This is a genomic window from Natrarchaeobaculum sulfurireducens, from assembly GCF_003430825.1.
Lineage (GTDB): Archaea > Halobacteriota > Halobacteria > Halobacteriales > Natrialbaceae > Natrarchaeobaculum > Natrarchaeobaculum sulfurireducens.
In genome coordinates, this window is record NZ_CP024047.1 from 2,343,949 (window position 1) to 2,361,282 (window position 17,334).

Genomic DNA, 17,334 nt, shown 5'->3' on the forward strand with positions numbered 1-17,334 from the left:
CCACCCCGCCTGCGAACGGCTCGTTCATGCTATCAGTACAGTTCCAAGACAGACACCTTGAATATTGGCCTCGGCCGACGGCTCTCAGCCCTCGAGGTCGAACGCGACGGCGACCGACTCACCGCCGATCAGCCCCCAGTAGACGAACCAGTTCCGCCCAGAGAGGGAGAGTGGCGGTTCACGTCACGACGAGCGTCACGCGAGGACACGTGGTTTCTGGGACGCCACCGCGTCGGTCACTCCTCGCCGTCGTGGCCGACCGTTTGTTCCCGCACGGTCAGCCCCTTGCGACCGAGGTGCTGGAGCTGCCTGCGGGCGAAATCCTCTTCGCGGGTGCCCCGCGTCGCGAGCACGTAGACCAGCGCCCCACCAGCGGGCCGCATGGTCCGTCCCGCCCGCTGGGTTCCCTGCCGGCGCGAGCCGCCGAGTCCCGAGGCGACGATCGCCAGATCGGCCGTCGGCAGGTCGATTCCCTCGTCACCCACGCGCGAGATAATCAGCAGGTCGCGTTCGTCCCGGCGGAACTCCTCGAGCAGTCGGCGTCGTTCGTGATGCGGTGTCTCCCCGGAGAGAAACGGCACCTCAAGGGCGGCCGACAGCTCTCGGCCCTGCTCGAGGAAGTCGACGAAGACGAGCGCCTTTGCGTCAGGATGGGCCGACAGCAGATATCGGACGTCGTCGATCTTCCCGCGGTTTTCGGCGGCGATCCGGTATCGCTCGCGGCCCTCCGCCGAGACGTAGGCGTTGCGTTGTTCGTCGTCGCCCCACGGAACGTACCGGATCTCGAGTTCGGGTTCGGCGACGAAGCCCGCATCGAACAGCGCCTGCCAGTCGGTGCCGATCGGCGGGCCGACGAGGGTGAAGATTTCGGTCTGGCGGTCGTCCTCTCTGATCGGGCTCGCCGAGAGGCCGAGCCGGTGGCGGGACTGGAGGTGGGTACTCCGTCGGTAGACGTCGCTGGGGACGTGCTGGCACTCGTCGAAAACGACGAGTCCCCACTCGCGGTCGTCGAACAGCGAGCGGTGACGATCCATCCCTGCAATCTGGTAGGTCGCGATCGTCACCGGCCGGACCTCCTTGCGGCCGCCGTGGTACTGGCCGACCTGGTGAGCTTCGAGCGAGGTGTACTCGACGACGGCGTCGGCCCACTGACGTGCGAGATCACGACTCGGGACGAGCACCAGGGTGTCGCCGCCGACGTGGACCATCGCCCCCATCGCGGCGACGGTCTTGCCGCTTCCCGGTGGCCCGACGAAGACGCCTTCACCGGCCTCGGCGAAGCGGTCGACCCACGTTCGCTGGTAGTCCCGGAGCCGAACCTGCAGGTCGATCTCGAGGTCCTCGCCGGACTCGAGGTTTCGCTGGTCCTGTACTGGATAGCCCGCCTCGTAGAGAATACGTTTGATGGCCGCCTCAGCACCCTCTCGAACCCAGTCTTCGGTCTCGGAGATGGGCGCGTGAACGTGTTCTTCGTCGAGTTTCTGGCGGGCGACGTTGCCCATCACCTCCGGACGCTTCGCCTCGAGAACGGTGTAGCCATCCTCGTGAGTGACGAGTCGGAACTGGTGGGCGCGGTCCCACTGGCTTTCGACCCACGTCTCGAGGGAGTCAGAGCGCTGCCCGAGCGCCTGACGCATCGTTCGCTCGAGTCCCTCAAAGGAGTCGTGAGGTGCCTGCCAGACGTCCTCCGGCCGGACGACGTATCGGTAGCCGCCCTCGCCGTTGCCGTCGGCCAGATGGGCGAACTGGGCGAGTTGTGCGCGCGTGAACTGCTCCGGTTGATCGACGACGATCTCGCGCCGTTTCGGGAAGACGAGCACCCGCTCGCGGTCGGTCAAGTCCTCGAGCTCGGTCGGATACCAGACGACCGGGTCTGTCGACACCGACAGTCGCTCGAGATCGCCACGCTCGGCGAGGACCTCGAGCCGCTCGGTCGCTTCCTCGTGGGGGATCTCGAGTGCACGGGCGACGGCTGCCGCGGTGAGTACAGGACGACCGTCGTGTTGGCTCGCCTCGTGGAACTCGGCGATAGAGAACGTATCTGCCGACGACACTGCGTCCTGATCGGTTGTCTGCTCGTTGCCGTCCGTGTCGGTCGTCCGACCCGTCGTTGGGTTCGACCCTGATTCGTCGGTCACTGCGCGCCCGTAGCGGTGGTGCGTGTAAACCGATTTCGCTCGTCAGCCGTCGTCCCGCTGCAACTGCTGAATCGTTGACGTCGGGCAACTTGCGTTCACGGTGGTACTCGAACGGCCACAACAGTTATGTGCATCTGATAGGTGAAGCCCACTTCCGCCAGGACCCGCTGTAGATCGCGTTTTCAAGCCCTCTACTGCACACCTATGCTGATTTCTGTTCAACATCGGCTCTCACGGTTCTGGCATTTCACCGCGGATTTAAGTACACCCGTCAACATGTATCGGGGTATGTCGACCCTTTCTAGTGACCGACTCGAGTCGGCTGGCGAGCCCTCCGATGGGTTGCGAGAGTGGTATGAGTCAGTCCTCTGGGGAATGATGGACACGCTCGGGATCACGAAGAGTGTAGAGCGCAAGATGGCTGCGGCGGTTCTGTTGCAGTTTCTCGCGACACTTGCTGTCTTTGCACTTCCGCTCGTCTTTCTCGGCCCGTCAGAGGCGTTCGCCGTCTTCCCGACGGCACAAATCCTCCTCACGGGCGTCGTGTTCATACTCGCGGTGATCGCGTTCGTCAACACGACGCTGATCGCCAGACGAGACATCATCGAGCCACTGGAAGAGCTCCGGGTGATCGCCGATTCGATCGCGAACGGCCAGCTCGACACCCCACCGTCTGGCACCGATCAGATCGACGAGACCGGCGACCTCCAGCGATCGTTCGTCACGATGTACGAGTACCTGACGACGGTCGGCGATCAGGCGGATGCCCTGGCAAAAGAGGAGTTCGAGGCCGCCGTCCTGGACGAACACGTCCCGGGTGAGTTCGGCGAGTCACTCACCCAGATGCAGGCGAGCCTCGAGAACAGGATTACCGAACTCGAGGAGAGTCGCGAACGCATCGAGCGCCAGCGAAAGGAAGTCGAACGACGAAACGAAGCGCTCGAGGCCGACGCGGATCGCTGTCGAGCGGTACTCGCAAAATGTGCCGAGGGCGATTTCACGACCAGAGTGTCTATCGAGAGCGATCACGAGGCGATGCGCGAGATCGGAGACGGGTTGAACGCGATGCTCGACGACGTCGAAGCCGCCCTCCAGACGGTCCAGTCGCTCGCCGACGAGGTCGACGAGGTCGGCGAAGAGGTCTCGACGAGCGTCGCCGAGATGGAGAAAGCGAGTGCAGAGGTAAGCCAGTCCGCAGAGGGAATCTCCATCGCGACGGACCAACAAAACGACCGGTTCGAGGAGGTCCTCGGCGAAATGAGTGATCTCTCGGCGACGATCGAGGAGATCGCCTCGACGGCCGATGGCGTTGCAGACCTCTCCGACCATGCGGCCGGCCGCGCCCGTTCGGGGGGTGAAACCGCAAGCGACGCGATCGAAGAACTCGAGCGAATCGAACGTCGCTCGACGACGATCGTCGATCGGATCGAAGAACTCGACGAGGAACTGGCCGAGGTCAGTGAGGTCGTCGAAGTGATCGACGAAATCGCAGAGGAGACAAACTTGCTTGCAGTGAACGCCTCGATCGAAGCCGCTCGAGCGGGTTCCCAGGGGAGCCGGTTTGCCGTCGTTGCCAACGAGATCAAGTCGCTGTCCGAAGAGACCGGTGAGGCGACCCAGGAAGTCGACGAGATGGTCAGCGACGTCCAGTCGTCCGCCCAGGAAGCCGTCGACGAGATCGGGCAGATGCAACGGGACGTCGTCGACGGCGCGGAAACGATCGAGGAAAGCCTCGGCGTCTTAGAGGAGATCGCCGATCACGTCCAGGAGGCCAACGACGGCGTCCAGTCGATCAACGACGCGACCGACGAACAGGCCCGGACGAGCCAGCAGGTCGTGACGATGGTCGACGAGGCGACCGAGCAGAGCGAACAGACCCTCAGGGATACCAGCAGCGTCGCCGCAGCCGCCGAAGAACAGACCGCCACGATCTCCGAGATCTCGAACGCAGCACGTTCGCTCTCGAGTACGGCAACCGAGCTAAACGGACAGCTAGATCAGTTCACCGTCGCGAACTAACGATAGAACTCAGCGACGACCCGTTTTTCATCTGAGTCGGTTCCGACCCATTTTTCGTCCGACCCGGTTTCCCCTGGAGTCCGAGAGCTCGATTCGGAGTCAAACCTATTTGCGTTCCGAGACCGTAGTCAGTAGCTATGTTCCGAGCGATCCTTCCGGAAGGCCAGATCCGCGCTGATCGGTACGAGCACGCCGAAAAAGGACTCGAACTGTACGACGACGACGACCAGTTCATCGCGTTCGTGCCGTATGCGAACCTGCATGCACTGGTCAGCGAGGACGCTTACGGCGAAGACGAGCGGTCGATCATGTAGCGGGCGTCCGGTCGATCGCCTCGAGCTGTTCTCGATAGCGGTTTCTGACAGTGACGACGGTCGTCTGGGCAGTTTCGGCGACGGCCCGTTGTGGAATCGTCTCCTCACAGAGCAAGCCGGCGGCATAGATTGCAGCAGCAGCAAATCCGGTCGGGGACTTCCCTGAGTGAAGTCCCTGTTCTGTCGTCCGGTCGATGATCTCGATGGCGGTCGTCTCGACGTCCTTGTCGACGTCGAGTTCCGAGCAGAACCGCGGGACGAACTGGCGGGGGTTCGTCGGCTCGAGGTTGATGTCGAGTTCGTCCGCGATGTAGCGATAGGTACGGCCGATCTCGCGCTGGTCGACGCGAGAAACGGAGGTTACCTCCTCGAGACTGCGTGGGATGTCCTCTTTTCGGCAGGCTGTATAGAGGGCGCTCGTCGCGACGCCTTCGATCGAGCGACCGCGGATGAGATCCTGCTCCAGGGCGCGTCGGTAGATGACGCTCGCAGTCTCTTTGACCGGTTTTGGAACGCCGAGGGCGCTGACCATCCGGTCGATCTCGGAGAGTGCGTACTTGAGATTTCGTTCGCCAGCGTTTTTGGTTCGGATTCGCTCCTGCCAGACGCGAAGACGGTGAAGCTGGCCGTGTTTGTCCGCCGACATCGAATGGCCGTTTGCATCCCGGTTTCGCCAGTCGATCGTCGTCGTCAGTCCCCTGTCGTGCATCGATTGCGTGAGTGGTGCGCCCACGCGCGAGAGTTGGTCGTGCTCCTGGGCGTTGAACGCTCGCCATTCCGGACCGTAGTCGATGGGATCTTCGGTGAGAACCAGCCCACACTCATCACAGACGCGCTCGCCGCGATCCGGGTCGTGTACGATCGTATCAGTTTCACAGTCGGGACACAGCTCGACGTCCCGCTCCCGGGACTCTGTCGTCGCGTGATCGATGATTGACTGTGTCATCAGTAGTCGGAGGGAACCGTGCAGGCACTGTAAGGGGCTCACATGGTTTCCGTGGGAAACACTGACTTACCGCCGGCAAGCGGTTCGAAAGAGAAACTGCGAAGGTCGGCCGGCTACAGAGATCACGCTGCTCGAGGCGGCCGAGGATCGTTACGGAGACCGTGTCACATCGGTCTTACCGAGTCGAAGCAATCGATCACATCAGTTCGACGTACTGTGCTTAACGTGAACGCCCCACATGAATTGCCCCCATCGTTCCGTCCATCTCCCGATGGAAATCGATACTTCATCACGTAAACGGACGTTTCGTTGCCAAACCGTCGCTCGTTTTTATGTCGATAGAGTCGAACGTTCCGTACCACTGCCGTGTTGCCGACGTACACTCCGGACGCTGGTGGAGCATCGGTGCCCGAGCTCGTCCCTCGCGTACGCCAAGAATACAGCCCCGAAACCGGGCGGTACGAGTTGGATCGGCTGTCCCGACTCGAGCGTCGGTACAGACACCGACGAGCGCAGCGGGGAGCTTGCGGGGGAAGCCGTGGCGTATCGACTTTGCAGCCGGTGCAAAACGTGGCCGCGTTTAAGAGAGTCTCTGTTGGTGTACAACTTGGTGTGTCAATAGTGACTGCGAATCGCCGTTCGAACGATCTGCGGGCTGGGTCGACCGCTCGTGCTGGTGGTGGCTCCGACGGCCGACAGACGGACGAACCAGTACGGGCCGACCAACCGCTGTCCGGAGGACCGTACTAATGTCGTCGATCGATACCTCACTTCCCGACGAAATCGCCTCGTCAGTCTCCGACTCCGAAGCTGACGATGGACTCTCGAAAGACGTAATTTTCGAACTCCTGAAGAACCGCCGCCGCCGCGAAGTCCTCGCGTACTTGCTCGAGGCCGAAGAGACGGTCACGCTCGGTGAACTCGCCGAACAGATCGCGGCGTGGGAAAACGATACGGACGTCAACGCGCTGAGTTCCGACCAACGAAAGCGCGTCTACGTCGCGTTGTACCAGACCCATCTCCCCAAGATGGACGATGCAGGAATCGTCGAATACGACCAGGATCGGGGGCTGATCTCGCTTGCGGACAACGCCGACCTGTTGATGATGTACCTCGATACGGACAATCACAAACAGGATCGCTGGGATCGGTGGTACGCCGGACTCAGCGTGGTCGGTGCCGCGTTCGTCGGCGCTGCAGTCCTCGAGGTGCCGCCGCTTACGGTTGCCCCCACGCTCGGAGTTACCAGCGCGGTCGTTTTCGCGTTCCTCTTGCTCTCGATCGTACACGTCGTTACGAACCGTCGACGAGAACAATCCGTCGACGGAAAACTGTCCCGGATCGATTGACCGGACAACGACATTCTCTGCTCGATCGTCACGATACACGAACACCGCTGGGTGAGCCTTCTCGACAATCACGACGAGTTTACCGTCGATCGTGTCCCTCCTGGTACCGTGATCTCCTACCCGCCACCGCTCGAGGAGCACTCATATCACTCGAGCGGACTCGAAGAACCCGCGGGTGATCGAACCGTTTCAGGTCTCTCTCGACCGATGGACGGATGAGGCCGTCGCCGAAGGCTCGTCACTCCCGTCCTCTTTTCGGATCTTCCAGTCAGAATTTTTCGTCTACCGGTTCGAAAATACCTCGACGTAACCGAGTCGGGAAGGACTTTTATTCACACCAGCCGTACGCTCGAGTGGCTCCCGACAACCGTCACCCAGTACCGGAGCAGTTCGCGTGCCAGCTTACTGTTCCCGAACGGGGGCCACTTTCGAGTGCTGGCCGCCTCTATCGCGTGTCACTTCGTTCTCGAATCGGCTCGAGCCATAGCGCAGCAATCCCTCCTCGTCGACACACCTCCCTCAAGTCGGTTCGATCGAATTGCTGCCCTACTGATCGCGGGCGTTGTACTGGACGTCGACGTTGGCGTCACCGACGATAGTGAAGTCCTCGATGTCACCGTCGAACCAGTAGGCGTCGAGCCCGTTTTCGAGGGCGCCACGAACCTGCCGGTCCTCGATGACGTCACCCTCGTCGATCGTCGCGTCGCGGTACTCGGATTTGACGACCGTGCCACTGACCGCAAACGAGTACGCGCTCGGTCCGTCTGCATCCGACCCGTCGATGACGAGCGCGTGTGGGAGCAGTTCGTACTCGCCGTAGTCGCTCGGGTCGATCTCTTCGTCGTCGACGAACACCGCCGCTTCACCCTCGGCGAACGTCACGTCGGTGACAGCGCCAGAAAACCGAAACACCTGGCTCGAGTCAGTCACCGAACTCTGAACGGTCGACCCCGAGATGGTCGTCGCCTCGTCTTCCGGATCCTCCTCGGAGTCGAGTTCGATCGTCCCGTCGACGGTGATCTCGAAGTTCGTCGGCGCGCCCCGCCCCTCGACCTCGAGGATGTGGGGGAGGTCTTCGCCGTACTCGCCGGGATCGATCTCTTCGCCGTCGAGAGAGACCGTCGCCGGACCGTCGACTGTGAGCTGTTCGAGGTCACCGCTGAAGCGAAACGCGTCTTTCCAGTCGGCGACGACACCGTGGGCGATCCCGCCGTCGATCCGGGTCTCGTCGTCGATCGTCGCCCCGTTGTGTGTCGACGGCTCGAGTTCGCCAGAGACTTCGAACTCGTATCGGGTGACGTCCGCGTCGTCGCCGTCGAACAGGAGGAGGTGCTCGAGATCGCTGTCGTCTTCGTCGTCTTCGGGCGTTTCGTCGCCGTCCGATCCGGAATCCGAGCCGCCGGATGCCGCCTCCTCGGGGGACGTTGGAACACCCTCGGGGATCGACAAATCGGCCGAGCTCGAGACGCTCGAGCGCTGGAGGCCGTTGCCCTGGACGTTGCCGTCGATGGCTCCACCGGACATCTGCGCGGAGCCACTGCCTCGCATCACTGCTGCGTAGGGGTACGAGCCAGCCGCGAAGTGAGAGTCTTCGATGCTGACGGTGCCGCCGGGCCAGACCCACAGCGGTCGACCGGAGTCTTCGACGTATCCACCCCAGCCGGGACCGTAGTCGGTGTTGTCGTTGTACGCGACGCAGTGTTCGATCCTGTCGTTGCCACCAGCGACGCGGAACGTCGAGACGCCGTTGTTCTTCCCATAACAGTTCTCGAAGCGAGCTGAGCCGCCGTCGGCCGTGTTCGAACAGTAGAACCCGTTGTTCGGCCAACCCTGAACGTTGCAGTAGCGGAATGTGACGTCACAGTTTGCGTTCCGATGCATGAAGACCGCTCCGGGGCCGTGGACGAAGCTCTCGCCTTCTTTGGTCGACCCGTCACCGAGGTAGACGTTCTCGATCAGGACGTCACCGCTCGGAGCGGTGATCGAGATCATGAACGCGTCGCCGCGGTGGAGCCCTTTGAAACCGATATTTCTGATCGTCGAATTTCCACCCTCGACGAGCAAGAGAACACTGTTACCGTTCGTGAGGTCGAACAGCTTGTTTTCGTAGGTCTCGCCCTGTTCAATTCGGATCGTCTGGCCGCTGGCGGTGATCTCTTCGTAGTCGTTCGTCGCCGTCGTGGCCCCTGCCAGAGCCGCACCGGCTGTCGTCACGCCAGCGAGCTTGACGACCGTCCGTCGATCGAGTAACATCTTATTACCGCCGTCAACGGGCGCTGTGCCGTCTGTATCGGCGGACCGCTGTTCGTCCAGTACCGAGGGTTCGCGTGCCATGCAATCGAGTAATACAATACTACCAGTATAAACTTTCCCTTCTTTTATACTTAAAATTTACAGATCTTACTAATTGCCTGTACGTTATTTCAGTATAACATGCATTTTCATTCACGAATTATTGTATTTCAGGTCGAATGAGGCAGGTGGTGTGACATCCAGTTTTTCCATGCCCCCGTAGACTCATCGAAGCAGCAAACACCAGCACACCAACCGTGGACAGAGGTAATACGGTATTACCGGCTCATCGGCGCGGACGACTCGAGTGAGCGGATCAGGTTTCGTGAACGACCGGCAGAGACAGCCTCCAATGACGCACTTGTGGGCAACGAATGCAAGTCGCGCCAGTGGAGACGCCGCCGGTCTCGAGTGAACGCTGAAAAACGGGGTGGGAGTGTCGGTTGCGTCAGTGGGACCGAAAGAAAGGGTGTAAAGCGGAGGGGAACGGCGTCAGCGAGGGAACATGAGCTGGACCGTTAGTCGTCGCCCGTGGCGGCTTCCTCGGGGCTCGTGGGGACGCCATCGGGGATGTACGCTTCGGGGTCCGTTCCGACGTCGTCCTCGAGTTCGACGTTCGAGCCGTCGTGTTCGACGATGCCAGCGGCCTCGTCGTAGTCGGTGTCGCGGACGACGATGGTGGTGGCCTGACCGTTCGCGCCGGCGTCGATCGCGGTGTGGTGGCCGTTCATCTCGATCTGGCAGTTCTCGACGTCGATCGTGCCGGGCGCCCAGCCCCAGATGCCGCGGCCTTCGTAGTCTTCTTCGTCGACGTAAACGCAGGAGTTGGTCACCTTGCTCCCTTCCGTCGCGAGACGGTAGTGAGAGACATAGCAGTTAGCGGCGAAACACTCGTCGATGTGGACCGTGCCACCGCCGGCGTTTCCGGGCGCGGAGGCGTAGATCGCGTTGTCCGCGAAACCCTGGATGTTGACGTGTTTGAACTCGAGGTGTCCAGCGTGGTCGGGGCTGACCCAGAAGGCCGTCTCGCCGTGGCCGTTTGGGGCTGCGTTGCCGCTGACGGAGCCGTCGCCGAGATAGACGTTCTCGACCGTGCTCTCGCCGCCAGTGTCGGCGATCCCGAACGTTCCGGAGCCAGCGCCGGATTCGTTCGCGCCTTCGAATCCGACGTTCCGGATCGTCCAGTCACTGCCCTGGGCAGTGATGGTGATGTCCTGGCCGGTCGTCATATCGATGAGCTTGTTCTCCCAGGTCTCGTCGGATTCGATCGTGATCGACTGGTTCTCGGCTTCGATGACCTCGTAGTCGTCCGTGGCCGTCGCGCCACCGGCAGCGCCGACCGCCGTCGTGGCGGTGGCGACCGCCGCGAGCGAACGAACGTAGCTGCGGCGGGTTAATCCAGTGTTACGGCCTATAGTCGGAGTGGAATCCGTCTCGGACGTACGGGGGTTCTGCGCCATACACTTGCGTAACCTGATGTTATACTCATAAACTTTTCCTTGTAATAAAACATTAGATTCGATGATTGTGTTGGTCTCGATAATGAACTGCGTACGATTTCCGAAAGAAGCATCACGAACATACGAACGAACGTCACCGCCCACAAGTCGATATTTCCCGGAGAAAAGCCGTATTATTCGGCCTCGAGGGCTGCTCGAAACCGAACAGCGCACCGACCCGATGCTCTGCCGACCGACGAAACGGATCGGTCGACCGATCGGCGGGCTGCTAACCCTCAGTTACTCCATCCCTCGATCGGCCGAAGTGGTCCCTCAGTTTCGTGCGAAGGTGGGTGGACGCCTACCGAGAGGGGGCTTCACTCAACCGGCTGGTAACTCGGTGTAGGCTTTCCCCCTCGAGCAGCGGCCCCAGTGTTGGCCCCGCGTGCGGCGATCCTTGTTGGCGACCCGACAGCCTCCTGATCGTCCCGACGGACCGTTGCAAGCGACCTGATAAATCCTCGCAGGTGACCGGGTCGTTTGTGGCTGGGCCGATCACCCGTGACCGCCACGATGGAGACGTTCGACCGCCGCCGTCCCGCGGAGACTCGAGCGGAGGCGTCCCGTACTCGAGTACAGTCAACGATGAGTCACGAGTCGCGCATGCGTGCTGCACACGCGTGGCATTTGGAAGTGTCGACAGTCGAGCGAGGCGGTCGAACGCGATCGAAAGAGAGAGTCGGCGATACTCCTCGAGAGTACGCCTCCTGCCTGTGAGCCTCGTGGTGACTCACAGCGGGATGTGGTGGCCACGACCCGTTCACCGCTCCCTGTGGCGTCTCGAGCCCGGACTGGTGACGGGAACAACTGCAACGGTTTGCACACTGACCGCCGATCCGTCTGGCGGGCAGGTGCGCACTGACGTGCAGTGGCTACTATAGTTCTGTTTGACGGTATTAGTCGTCGGCTCTGACGGCGTAGACGTCGACTTCGCCGTTCGAGATGACCTTGTCCGCAGCGGGGTCGCGCTCGACGCCCGCCAGTCCGGCCTCGCTGTAGTAGAGTTCCTGATAGACGTCGATCTCCCGATTCACGTCGTACGCCGTCACCACGAGGTAGTAGTCCATATCGAAGTAGGCACCGCTGTAGTTTCCGTCCTCGAACGCCTCGTGGTCGACTTCTCCACTCGCCGCAGTACCGCCGGTCAACGACTCCTCACCCTCGAGGCCGTTGATCGCGTGGTCGTACCGGAACGGGTCGTACCCGAGCGCGGTGATCGGCTGATCCTCGACGCCGTGGTGGAGGGTCGACTGGTAGCCGCTCATCTTCTCGTCAGTGACGTGCTGGCCCGGATCGTACATGACCGGCGAGATGAAAAGCGTCATCAGCCCGAGGACGAGAAGCACCCCGAGAGTCAGTGACGCGATGGTATTCGCACCCGGAACCGTCAGATACCGTGCAAGGCCGCCGAAGAGGTGTGCAAGTGCGAGCCCGGCGAGAATGGTTACGAGGACGAAGATGAAGCCGACCTGGCGAAACGCCATCGTCGGCGTACCAACGAAGTAGAGGGCAAACAGTACCGTCAGCGGCACTAGCGCGAGTCCGAAGTACGTCACGAACGACGCCGCCTCCCGGCTCATCGTCGTCCAGCCGAGCCAGGTCACCAGGATGAACAGGCCTACGACCACCGCGATTACGGCGGCATCGACGAACATGGTGACGAAGAGTTCGCCCAAGCTGCCGCCGATTTCGGTGAGCGAGGCCTCCCGTTCGTCTACTTCGGCAGCAGCACCGATGTCTTCGGCAAGGAGTCCCTCTACGAGCCCGACAACTGCGCTTCTGAACCGATCGTTCGTCGCCGCCCAGACGGTGAAGATCGTCCCGAGTACGACCGTCTGAACGTACGTCGTCGGATGCTCGAGGATCGGGTGGTCCTCGAGTCGGTACTGTGCGAGAAACTGGACGACACCGATCGCCCCGAAGAGAATAACGACGTTGACCATCTGCTGGGGATGGACCAACAGGAGGGCAAATCCGGTGAGATAGACGAGGAGGCTAAACGGCGAGATACCCAGCGGGAGCCGCTCGACCGTCGCCCGTCGACGGAGATATGCGACGAACGCGAAGATCACGACAGGAACCAGAAACAGGGCGTTCGAGTTGGTGTGGATACCCATGTGCGTCGCGATGTTGTTAATCGGCAGGACCATCCAGGAGACGATCGCCGCCAGTCCGACGGCCAGCGCGTTGCCGGAGATATTACGGACGACGAGCGGGACGAAAATCAGAAACGGCACGAAGAGGACGACCATCGTAAACAGGAGCGCCCGCTCGACCGGGACGCCCCCGAGGAAGTGAAAGACACCGCCGAACGAGTGAACAGCCGGATAAAACAGCTCGTGTGGCGCTAACTCGCCGTCGACGAGGTCGCGGGTCCAGCCGAGGTGCGTCATCGCATCGCCCATTCCCGAAAAGCGGTAGTTCCTGATGATCGGGAGACTCACAATCGAGGTGACGACCAGGCCGCCGAGCCCGATCGAAAGCGCTTGATCGCGGCCCCGACAGGTCAGCGCCGTCCCGACGGCAATCGCTAGCCCGAACGCGAAGCCGAGCCACACCACCGTCGGCGTCCCGGCGTAGACCGACGATTCGTACGCGGACGCGGGATTCGCCCGCGCGAGGAACAACGCGAGTGCAACGGCGAGATAGCCGACAGCGAACGTCGCGTCGAGTGCCGGCCGTCTCATCGTCTCTCGCCCCAGCAGCTAATCGATCTCGAGTCGATACGCATGTCTTGCGGGAGCGTCACCGATTTCCGGGTTTGTTATAGGCATCATATTCCCGACCGCCGCCCCGGCAGCGTCGATGCGTCGGCGCGACTGTCGGTGCCGTTGTCGGTCGGTGGCGCTCGAGTCGCCGGGGTGAGGCCTGGTACGCGGAGAAGAGAGTTCTCCGCGGGCACCACCGAATCGCAGATCACGGGTTCCGCGAAACCCGGCAGTACACTTCGTGTACGGTCTGATTTCACGATCGGTGGGCGATCAACGATTGTCACTGTTTTTGAACTCGGGTGTCGAGGCTCGAGTCGACGGTACGTGCCGTCGTCCCATCATGTCGTGGCTCGTCATCGACCGGATCGACGCCGACGGATCGACGCTCGAGTGTACCCTTCGCCCCTCCGCCGACCTCGAGCGGTTTTTCACCGAAACGCCGTTTCGGGTCAGGTACGATCGTTCGATCGAGGCCGTTCCCGACGCCGTCCTGGCGATTCCCGTCCTCGCGAACGTCTGTCCCGTCGCGTGGGCCAACGGTGCCGACGTCTACGTCGACGCGGTCGACGCCACCTTCGCCCAGGCACTCGAGGACGTCAAAACGTCGTTACTCGCCATGCACGACTTCCTCGAAGGGGGAACGCTGTACGCCAGAACGTGCGTCGACGTCGAGCCGCCGTCGAGCGGAAGCCGAGACAGGGACGCCAAGCGTGAGAGCGACAGTGCCCTGCTCTTCACCGGGGGTGTCGACTCGACGTGTTCGTACGTCCGCCACCGGGAGGACGATCCGACGCTGGTGAGCATCCGCGGATGGACGATCACGCCCGACCCGGCCGACGACGAGAACTGGGCCCACCTCCGCGGACGTGTCTCCGACTTCGCCGACCAGCGAGGGCTCGAGACGGCCTTTCTCGAGACGAACGCGCTCTCGGCGCTCGACCACGCGATGATACTGGCTCACTACAAGCGATTCGTCGACGGGGCCTGGTACAGCTCCGTCGGCCACGGACTCGGCCTGCTCGGACTCTGTGCGCCGATGGCCTACACGAGAGGGATCGCGGACGTCTACGTCGCCGCCACCCACTGGGAGGGCATCGACCTCGAGTGGGGCTCGCGGCCGGATATCGACGATCACGTCCGCTGGAGCGGAACGCAGTGTCACCACGACGGCTACGAGTTGACCCGACAGGAACGACTCGACGTCATCGCCGACTACGTCGAGCAGGAGGACTCGACGCTCGAGCTCCAGACCTGTAACCGCCGGATGGACGGCAACTGCGGCGAGTGTGAAAAGTGCTATCGAACCGCCGTCGGGCTCCGGCTCTCCGGGCTCGAGCCGACCGCCCACGGCTATCCGTTCTCACAGCACGACTACGACGAGATCAGACGCGCTCTCGAGGGCGGCGCGTGGGAACTGGGTGAAGACGAACGGAACATGTGGGCGGACATCCGCGACCGAGTTCGCGAAACCGACCCCGAGACGCCACAGGAGCGGGCGTTCTTCGAGTGGCTGCTCACGCGTGACCTCGGGGCGCTGGTCTCCGAGTCCACGTCACCGCTGTCACATCGGCTTCTACGCGCGGGCGCACGGAACACACCTAACCGCGTCTACAACGTCGCCTATCCGACCTGGAAAGCGGTTCAGTCGGGTCTCGACCGCGTTCGCACCCGATAACGGTTCAGTCGGGTCTCGACCGCGTCTGCCCCTGATAACAGCTCCGTCACCCCACAGTGGGGCGTCGGGTGGCCCGAAACCTCGAGACGACCGGCCGCATCAGCCGCGGTCGGGACGGTCGTCGCCTTCCTCGACGTCGATCTCGAGCGGTCGAACCTCGGATCGGTCCTCGCGCTCATCGCTGCCACCGACCGGGAGCTTCGTCCGGAGGTCGGCGGCGAACGACTGGACTTGATCGATCACCGTCTCGACTTCCTCTTGGAACTGCTCGACGGATCGCTCGACGTAGTGGACTCGTCCGGACGGAATTCGTCGGACGATGTCGTGGCCTTCGTCGTCCTCGTCAGTCTTGACGATCCAGTGATCCTGAACGTACGCCACGTGTTCGTTCGGAATCGTCTTGTGGACCGTCCCTTCCGCAGGGTCGTCGTAGACGATCGTCGCCTCGCCGAGATCACGTTCGAGTTCGAGATCCTCGTCGACCATAGGTGTCCCTCTCGCTCGAGTCGGGTAGAAACGATGCTTGCGAACTGCCCCGAGTTACTCCATGTAGCCGAGGCCCTTCAGTCGATCTTCGACGTCGGTGAAGTCCTCTTCGACCGCTTCGTTGCCCCGGTTCGCCCGCGTGAGGGTTGTCCGTTGGACCTTCGTTCTCGAGGGGACCGCCTCGGGATCGAGCGCGTCGAAGAGGACGCGACCGTCGGCCTCCCGTGGGACGGGCTGGCCGATCCCGTGTAAGAGCGTCGGTGCGACGTCGACCACGCGGGCGCCACGGAGGGAGGCCCCGGCCTCGATCGGCGGTCCGCGACAGAGGAGGATACCCGTACTGCGGTGGCTTGCAGCGTAGGTACCGGTCTCGCCGATCGGTTCGTCCGTGATCGCGTTCCGCGACTCGTAGCCGTCGACTGCGTTGACGATCAGGTCGGGCGAGCCGTCGTCGTTCGGAAACAGTTCGTCGCCGTCTTTGACGACGAGCAGGTCGTTTCCGTCATCGTCGGTAACCGACTCGAAGAGCGCCACGAGTTCAGCTTTGAGCTGGGGCACGTCGGTCGGGTCGACGACGCCGTCTTCGAACCGCTCGGTGTCGTTGATGTAACAGTTGCCCGCGTCGTGGACGAACGCGGCGGTGCGTTCGAAGTCCACGTCGTAGAGGGCGTGCTCGCCGGGAAGCTGTTCGGCAACCGAATCGAGCAACGTTCGGGGCAGCGTCGAGACGAGTCGCTCTTCGGAGATCCCGACGCGTCGAAGTGCATCTTTGATCCGATCACGGGAGAGGCCGAGGCTGGCGAGCGCTCCCCGTGCACCCTCGTCCTCGCGGCGGAAGAGGTAGCCTTCCCGCTCGAGGATGTGGTTGACGTAGACGAGTTCGTCGATCTCACCGAAGCCGTGGTCGGAGACGACGAACAGCGTCGCGTCGTGACGATCGGTGTACTCGATGACTTCGCCGATGATCTCGTCGAGTTGTGTGTAGTGAGCCAGCAGTCGGTCCATGTCCCAGACCAGATGCTGGAAGCGGTCGGGAGCGGTGTAGACGAAGAAAAACAGTTGCCAGTCGTCACCCGCCTGGTCCATCTGCAGGCGCATCAGTTCGCGGCGGTTCGCGAGCATCTCGTCGATCGCTCCCTCGAACGCCTCGAGTCGGTTCGCGTAGTCGGGATAGTTGATACTGATCTCGTAGTCGGGAATCCGGCGCTCGATCTCCTCGCCGAGTTCCGGCGGATGGGTGAACGTCTTTTCCGTCGATGGCGTCACCATTCCCGTGACCATGGTGCCGTCGATCTCGCTCGCCGGGAACGTCAACGGGACGTTGCCGACGTGCGCCGGTGAGAGTTGCTCCCACAGCGTCGGCTGTTTGAGATCACGGCTCGTGTACATCTCGTGAGAGTACGACGACGAGAGGTTCTGGAAGCCGTAGATCCCGTGTTTGTCCGGCCAGACGCCGGTCGCGATCGACGGCCAGGCCAGTGGCGTCGTCGGGGGCGTCGTGCTCTCGAGCGGGCCGGCGGCACCCTCCTCGCGCAGCCGCTCGAAGTTCGGCAGTTCTCCGGCGTTGCACCACTGTTCGACGAGTCGCCACGGGACGCCGTCGAGACCGAGGACGAACGCTCGTTCTGACGTAGGTGTGGATCCGCTCATGATTGTACTGAGAAGCCTGCTGTCCGGGGAGTTTCTGGAGGACCGCTTTGTTATAGAGCGTATTCAGCCCTGGCAGTGTTAGTTCGCCGACGTCGTCGCCCGGCGTAACGTTCACTCCGGCCTGACTGTCGGCTGTTCGGTGACGTTACCGTTGGCCATCCCGACTGTCGTCTCGGACTGAGGGTCGGACGCACCGATCGATCAGGCAGGTGGCCCAGCGGGGCGTTTCGAGAAGAGGGGACCGCTGATTCGGGC

At 62.2% G+C, this 17,334-nt stretch carries 11 protein-coding genes; 4 read left to right on the forward strand and 7 right to left on the reverse strand.

From position 1 onward, the window contains the following. Nucleotides 1–236: 236 nt before the first annotated feature. A complete protein-coding gene (locus AArc1_RS12660) occupies nucleotides 237–2,138 on the reverse strand; it encodes a DEAD/DEAH box helicase (RefSeq protein ID WP_117364713.1) in 1,902 nt (633 codons plus the stop codon). A 288-nt stretch (nucleotides 2,139–2,426) separates the two neighbouring features. Between AArc1_RS12660 and AArc1_RS12665 the strand changes: the two genes are divergently transcribed. Both AArc1_RS12665 and AArc1_RS19095 read left to right on the forward strand, forming a co-directional pair. Next, complete coding sequence (locus AArc1_RS12665; RefSeq protein ID WP_117364714.1) at nucleotides 2,427–4,157, forward strand: methyl-accepting chemotaxis protein; 1,731 nt, start codon at nucleotides 2,427–2,429, stop codon at nucleotides 4,155–4,157. A 137-nt stretch (nucleotides 4,158–4,294) separates the two neighbouring features. Further along, nucleotides 4,295–4,471, forward strand: a complete 177-nt coding sequence (locus AArc1_RS19095; RefSeq protein ID WP_186336600.1) for a hypothetical protein — start codon at nucleotides 4,295–4,297, stop codon at nucleotides 4,469–4,471. Here AArc1_RS19095 and AArc1_RS12670 read toward each other — a convergent pair. Beyond that, the gene (locus AArc1_RS12670) at nucleotides 4,464–5,417 is read right to left on the reverse strand and encodes a transcription initiation factor IIB (protein ID WP_117364715.1); all 954 of its coding nucleotides are present in this window, start codon (nucleotides 5,415–5,417) and stop codon (nucleotides 4,464–4,466) included. The genes AArc1_RS19095 and AArc1_RS12670 overlap by 8 nt on opposite strands. 749 nt (nucleotides 5,418–6,166) lie before the next feature. On the opposite strand from AArc1_RS12670, the gene AArc1_RS12675 reads away from it, so the two are divergent. Beyond that, a complete protein-coding gene (locus AArc1_RS12675; protein WP_117364716.1) occupies nucleotides 6,167–6,766 on the forward strand; it encodes a DUF7344 domain-containing protein in 600 nt (199 codons plus the stop codon). Between the two features lie 546 nt (nucleotides 6,767–7,312). Here AArc1_RS12675 and AArc1_RS12680 read toward each other — a convergent pair. The 3 genes from AArc1_RS12680 to AArc1_RS12690 form a co-directional block, all read right to left on the reverse strand. Beyond that, the gene (locus tag AArc1_RS12680; protein ID WP_117364717.1) at nucleotides 7,313–9,100 is read right to left on the reverse strand and encodes a hypothetical protein; all 1,788 of its coding nucleotides are present in this window, start codon (nucleotides 9,098–9,100) and stop codon (nucleotides 7,313–7,315) included. A 476-nt stretch (nucleotides 9,101–9,576) separates the two neighbouring features. Then, entirely contained in the window at nucleotides 9,577–10,518 is a 942-nt protein-coding gene (locus AArc1_RS12685; protein WP_117364718.1) for a hypothetical protein, read from the reverse strand. 935 nt (nucleotides 10,519–11,453) lie between these two features. After that, nucleotides 11,454–13,244: a hypothetical protein gene (locus AArc1_RS12690; RefSeq protein ID WP_117364719.1), complete on the reverse strand. Its 1,791-nt coding sequence runs from the start codon at nucleotides 13,242–13,244 to the stop codon at nucleotides 11,454–11,456. 364 nt (nucleotides 13,245–13,608) lie between these two features. Between AArc1_RS12690 and AArc1_RS12695 the strand changes: the two genes are divergently transcribed. Next, complete coding sequence (locus tag AArc1_RS12695) at nucleotides 13,609–14,943, forward strand: hypothetical protein (protein WP_117364720.1); 1,335 nt, start codon at nucleotides 13,609–13,611, stop codon at nucleotides 14,941–14,943. A 99-nt stretch (nucleotides 14,944–15,042) separates the two neighbouring features. On the opposite strand, the gene AArc1_RS12700 is transcribed toward AArc1_RS12695, so the two are convergent. Together AArc1_RS12700 and AArc1_RS12705 are read right to left on the reverse strand one after the other, a co-directional pair. After that, nucleotides 15,043–15,429, reverse strand: coding sequence for a hypothetical protein (locus AArc1_RS12700; RefSeq protein WP_117364721.1), 387 nt, complete (start codon nucleotides 15,427–15,429; stop codon nucleotides 15,043–15,045). Nucleotides 15,430–15,483: 54 nt separating this feature from the next. Continuing rightward, complete coding sequence (locus AArc1_RS12705; protein WP_117364722.1) at nucleotides 15,484–17,079, reverse strand: alkaline phosphatase family protein; 1,596 nt, start codon at nucleotides 17,077–17,079, stop codon at nucleotides 15,484–15,486. Nucleotides 17,080–17,334 lie beyond the last annotated feature (255 nt).

Coding starts and splice junctions, on each gene's coding strand:
- AArc1_RS12665 (WP_117364714.1), top strand. CDS start 2,427: ATGTCGACCCTTTCTAGTGACCGACTCGAGTCGGCTGGCGAGCCCTCC.
- AArc1_RS19095 (WP_186336600.1), top strand. CDS start 4,295: ATGTTCCGAGCGATCCTTCCGGAAGGCCAGATCCGCGCTGATCGGTAC.
- AArc1_RS12670 (WP_117364715.1), bottom strand. CDS start 5,417: ATGACACAGTCAATCATCGATCACGCGACGACAGAGTCCCGGGAGCGG.
- AArc1_RS12675 (WP_117364716.1), top strand. CDS start 6,167: ATGTCGTCGATCGATACCTCACTTCCCGACGAAATCGCCTCGTCAGTC.
- AArc1_RS12680 (WP_117364717.1), bottom strand. CDS start 9,100: ATGGCACGCGAACCCTCGGTACTGGACGAACAGCGGTCCGCCGATACA.
- AArc1_RS12685 (WP_117364718.1), bottom strand. CDS start 10,518: ATGGCGCAGAACCCCCGTACGTCCGAGACGGATTCCACTCCGACTATA.
- AArc1_RS12690 (WP_117364719.1), bottom strand. CDS start 13,244: ATGAGACGGCCGGCACTCGACGCGACGTTCGCTGTCGGCTATCTCGCC.
- AArc1_RS12695 (WP_117364720.1), top strand. CDS start 13,609: ATGTCGTGGCTCGTCATCGACCGGATCGACGCCGACGGATCGACGCTC.
- AArc1_RS12700 (WP_117364721.1), bottom strand. CDS start 15,429: ATGGTCGACGAGGATCTCGAACTCGAACGTGATCTCGGCGAGGCGACG.
- AArc1_RS12705 (WP_117364722.1), bottom strand. CDS start 17,079: ATGAGCGGATCCACACCTACGTCAGAACGAGCGTTCGTCCTCGGTCTC.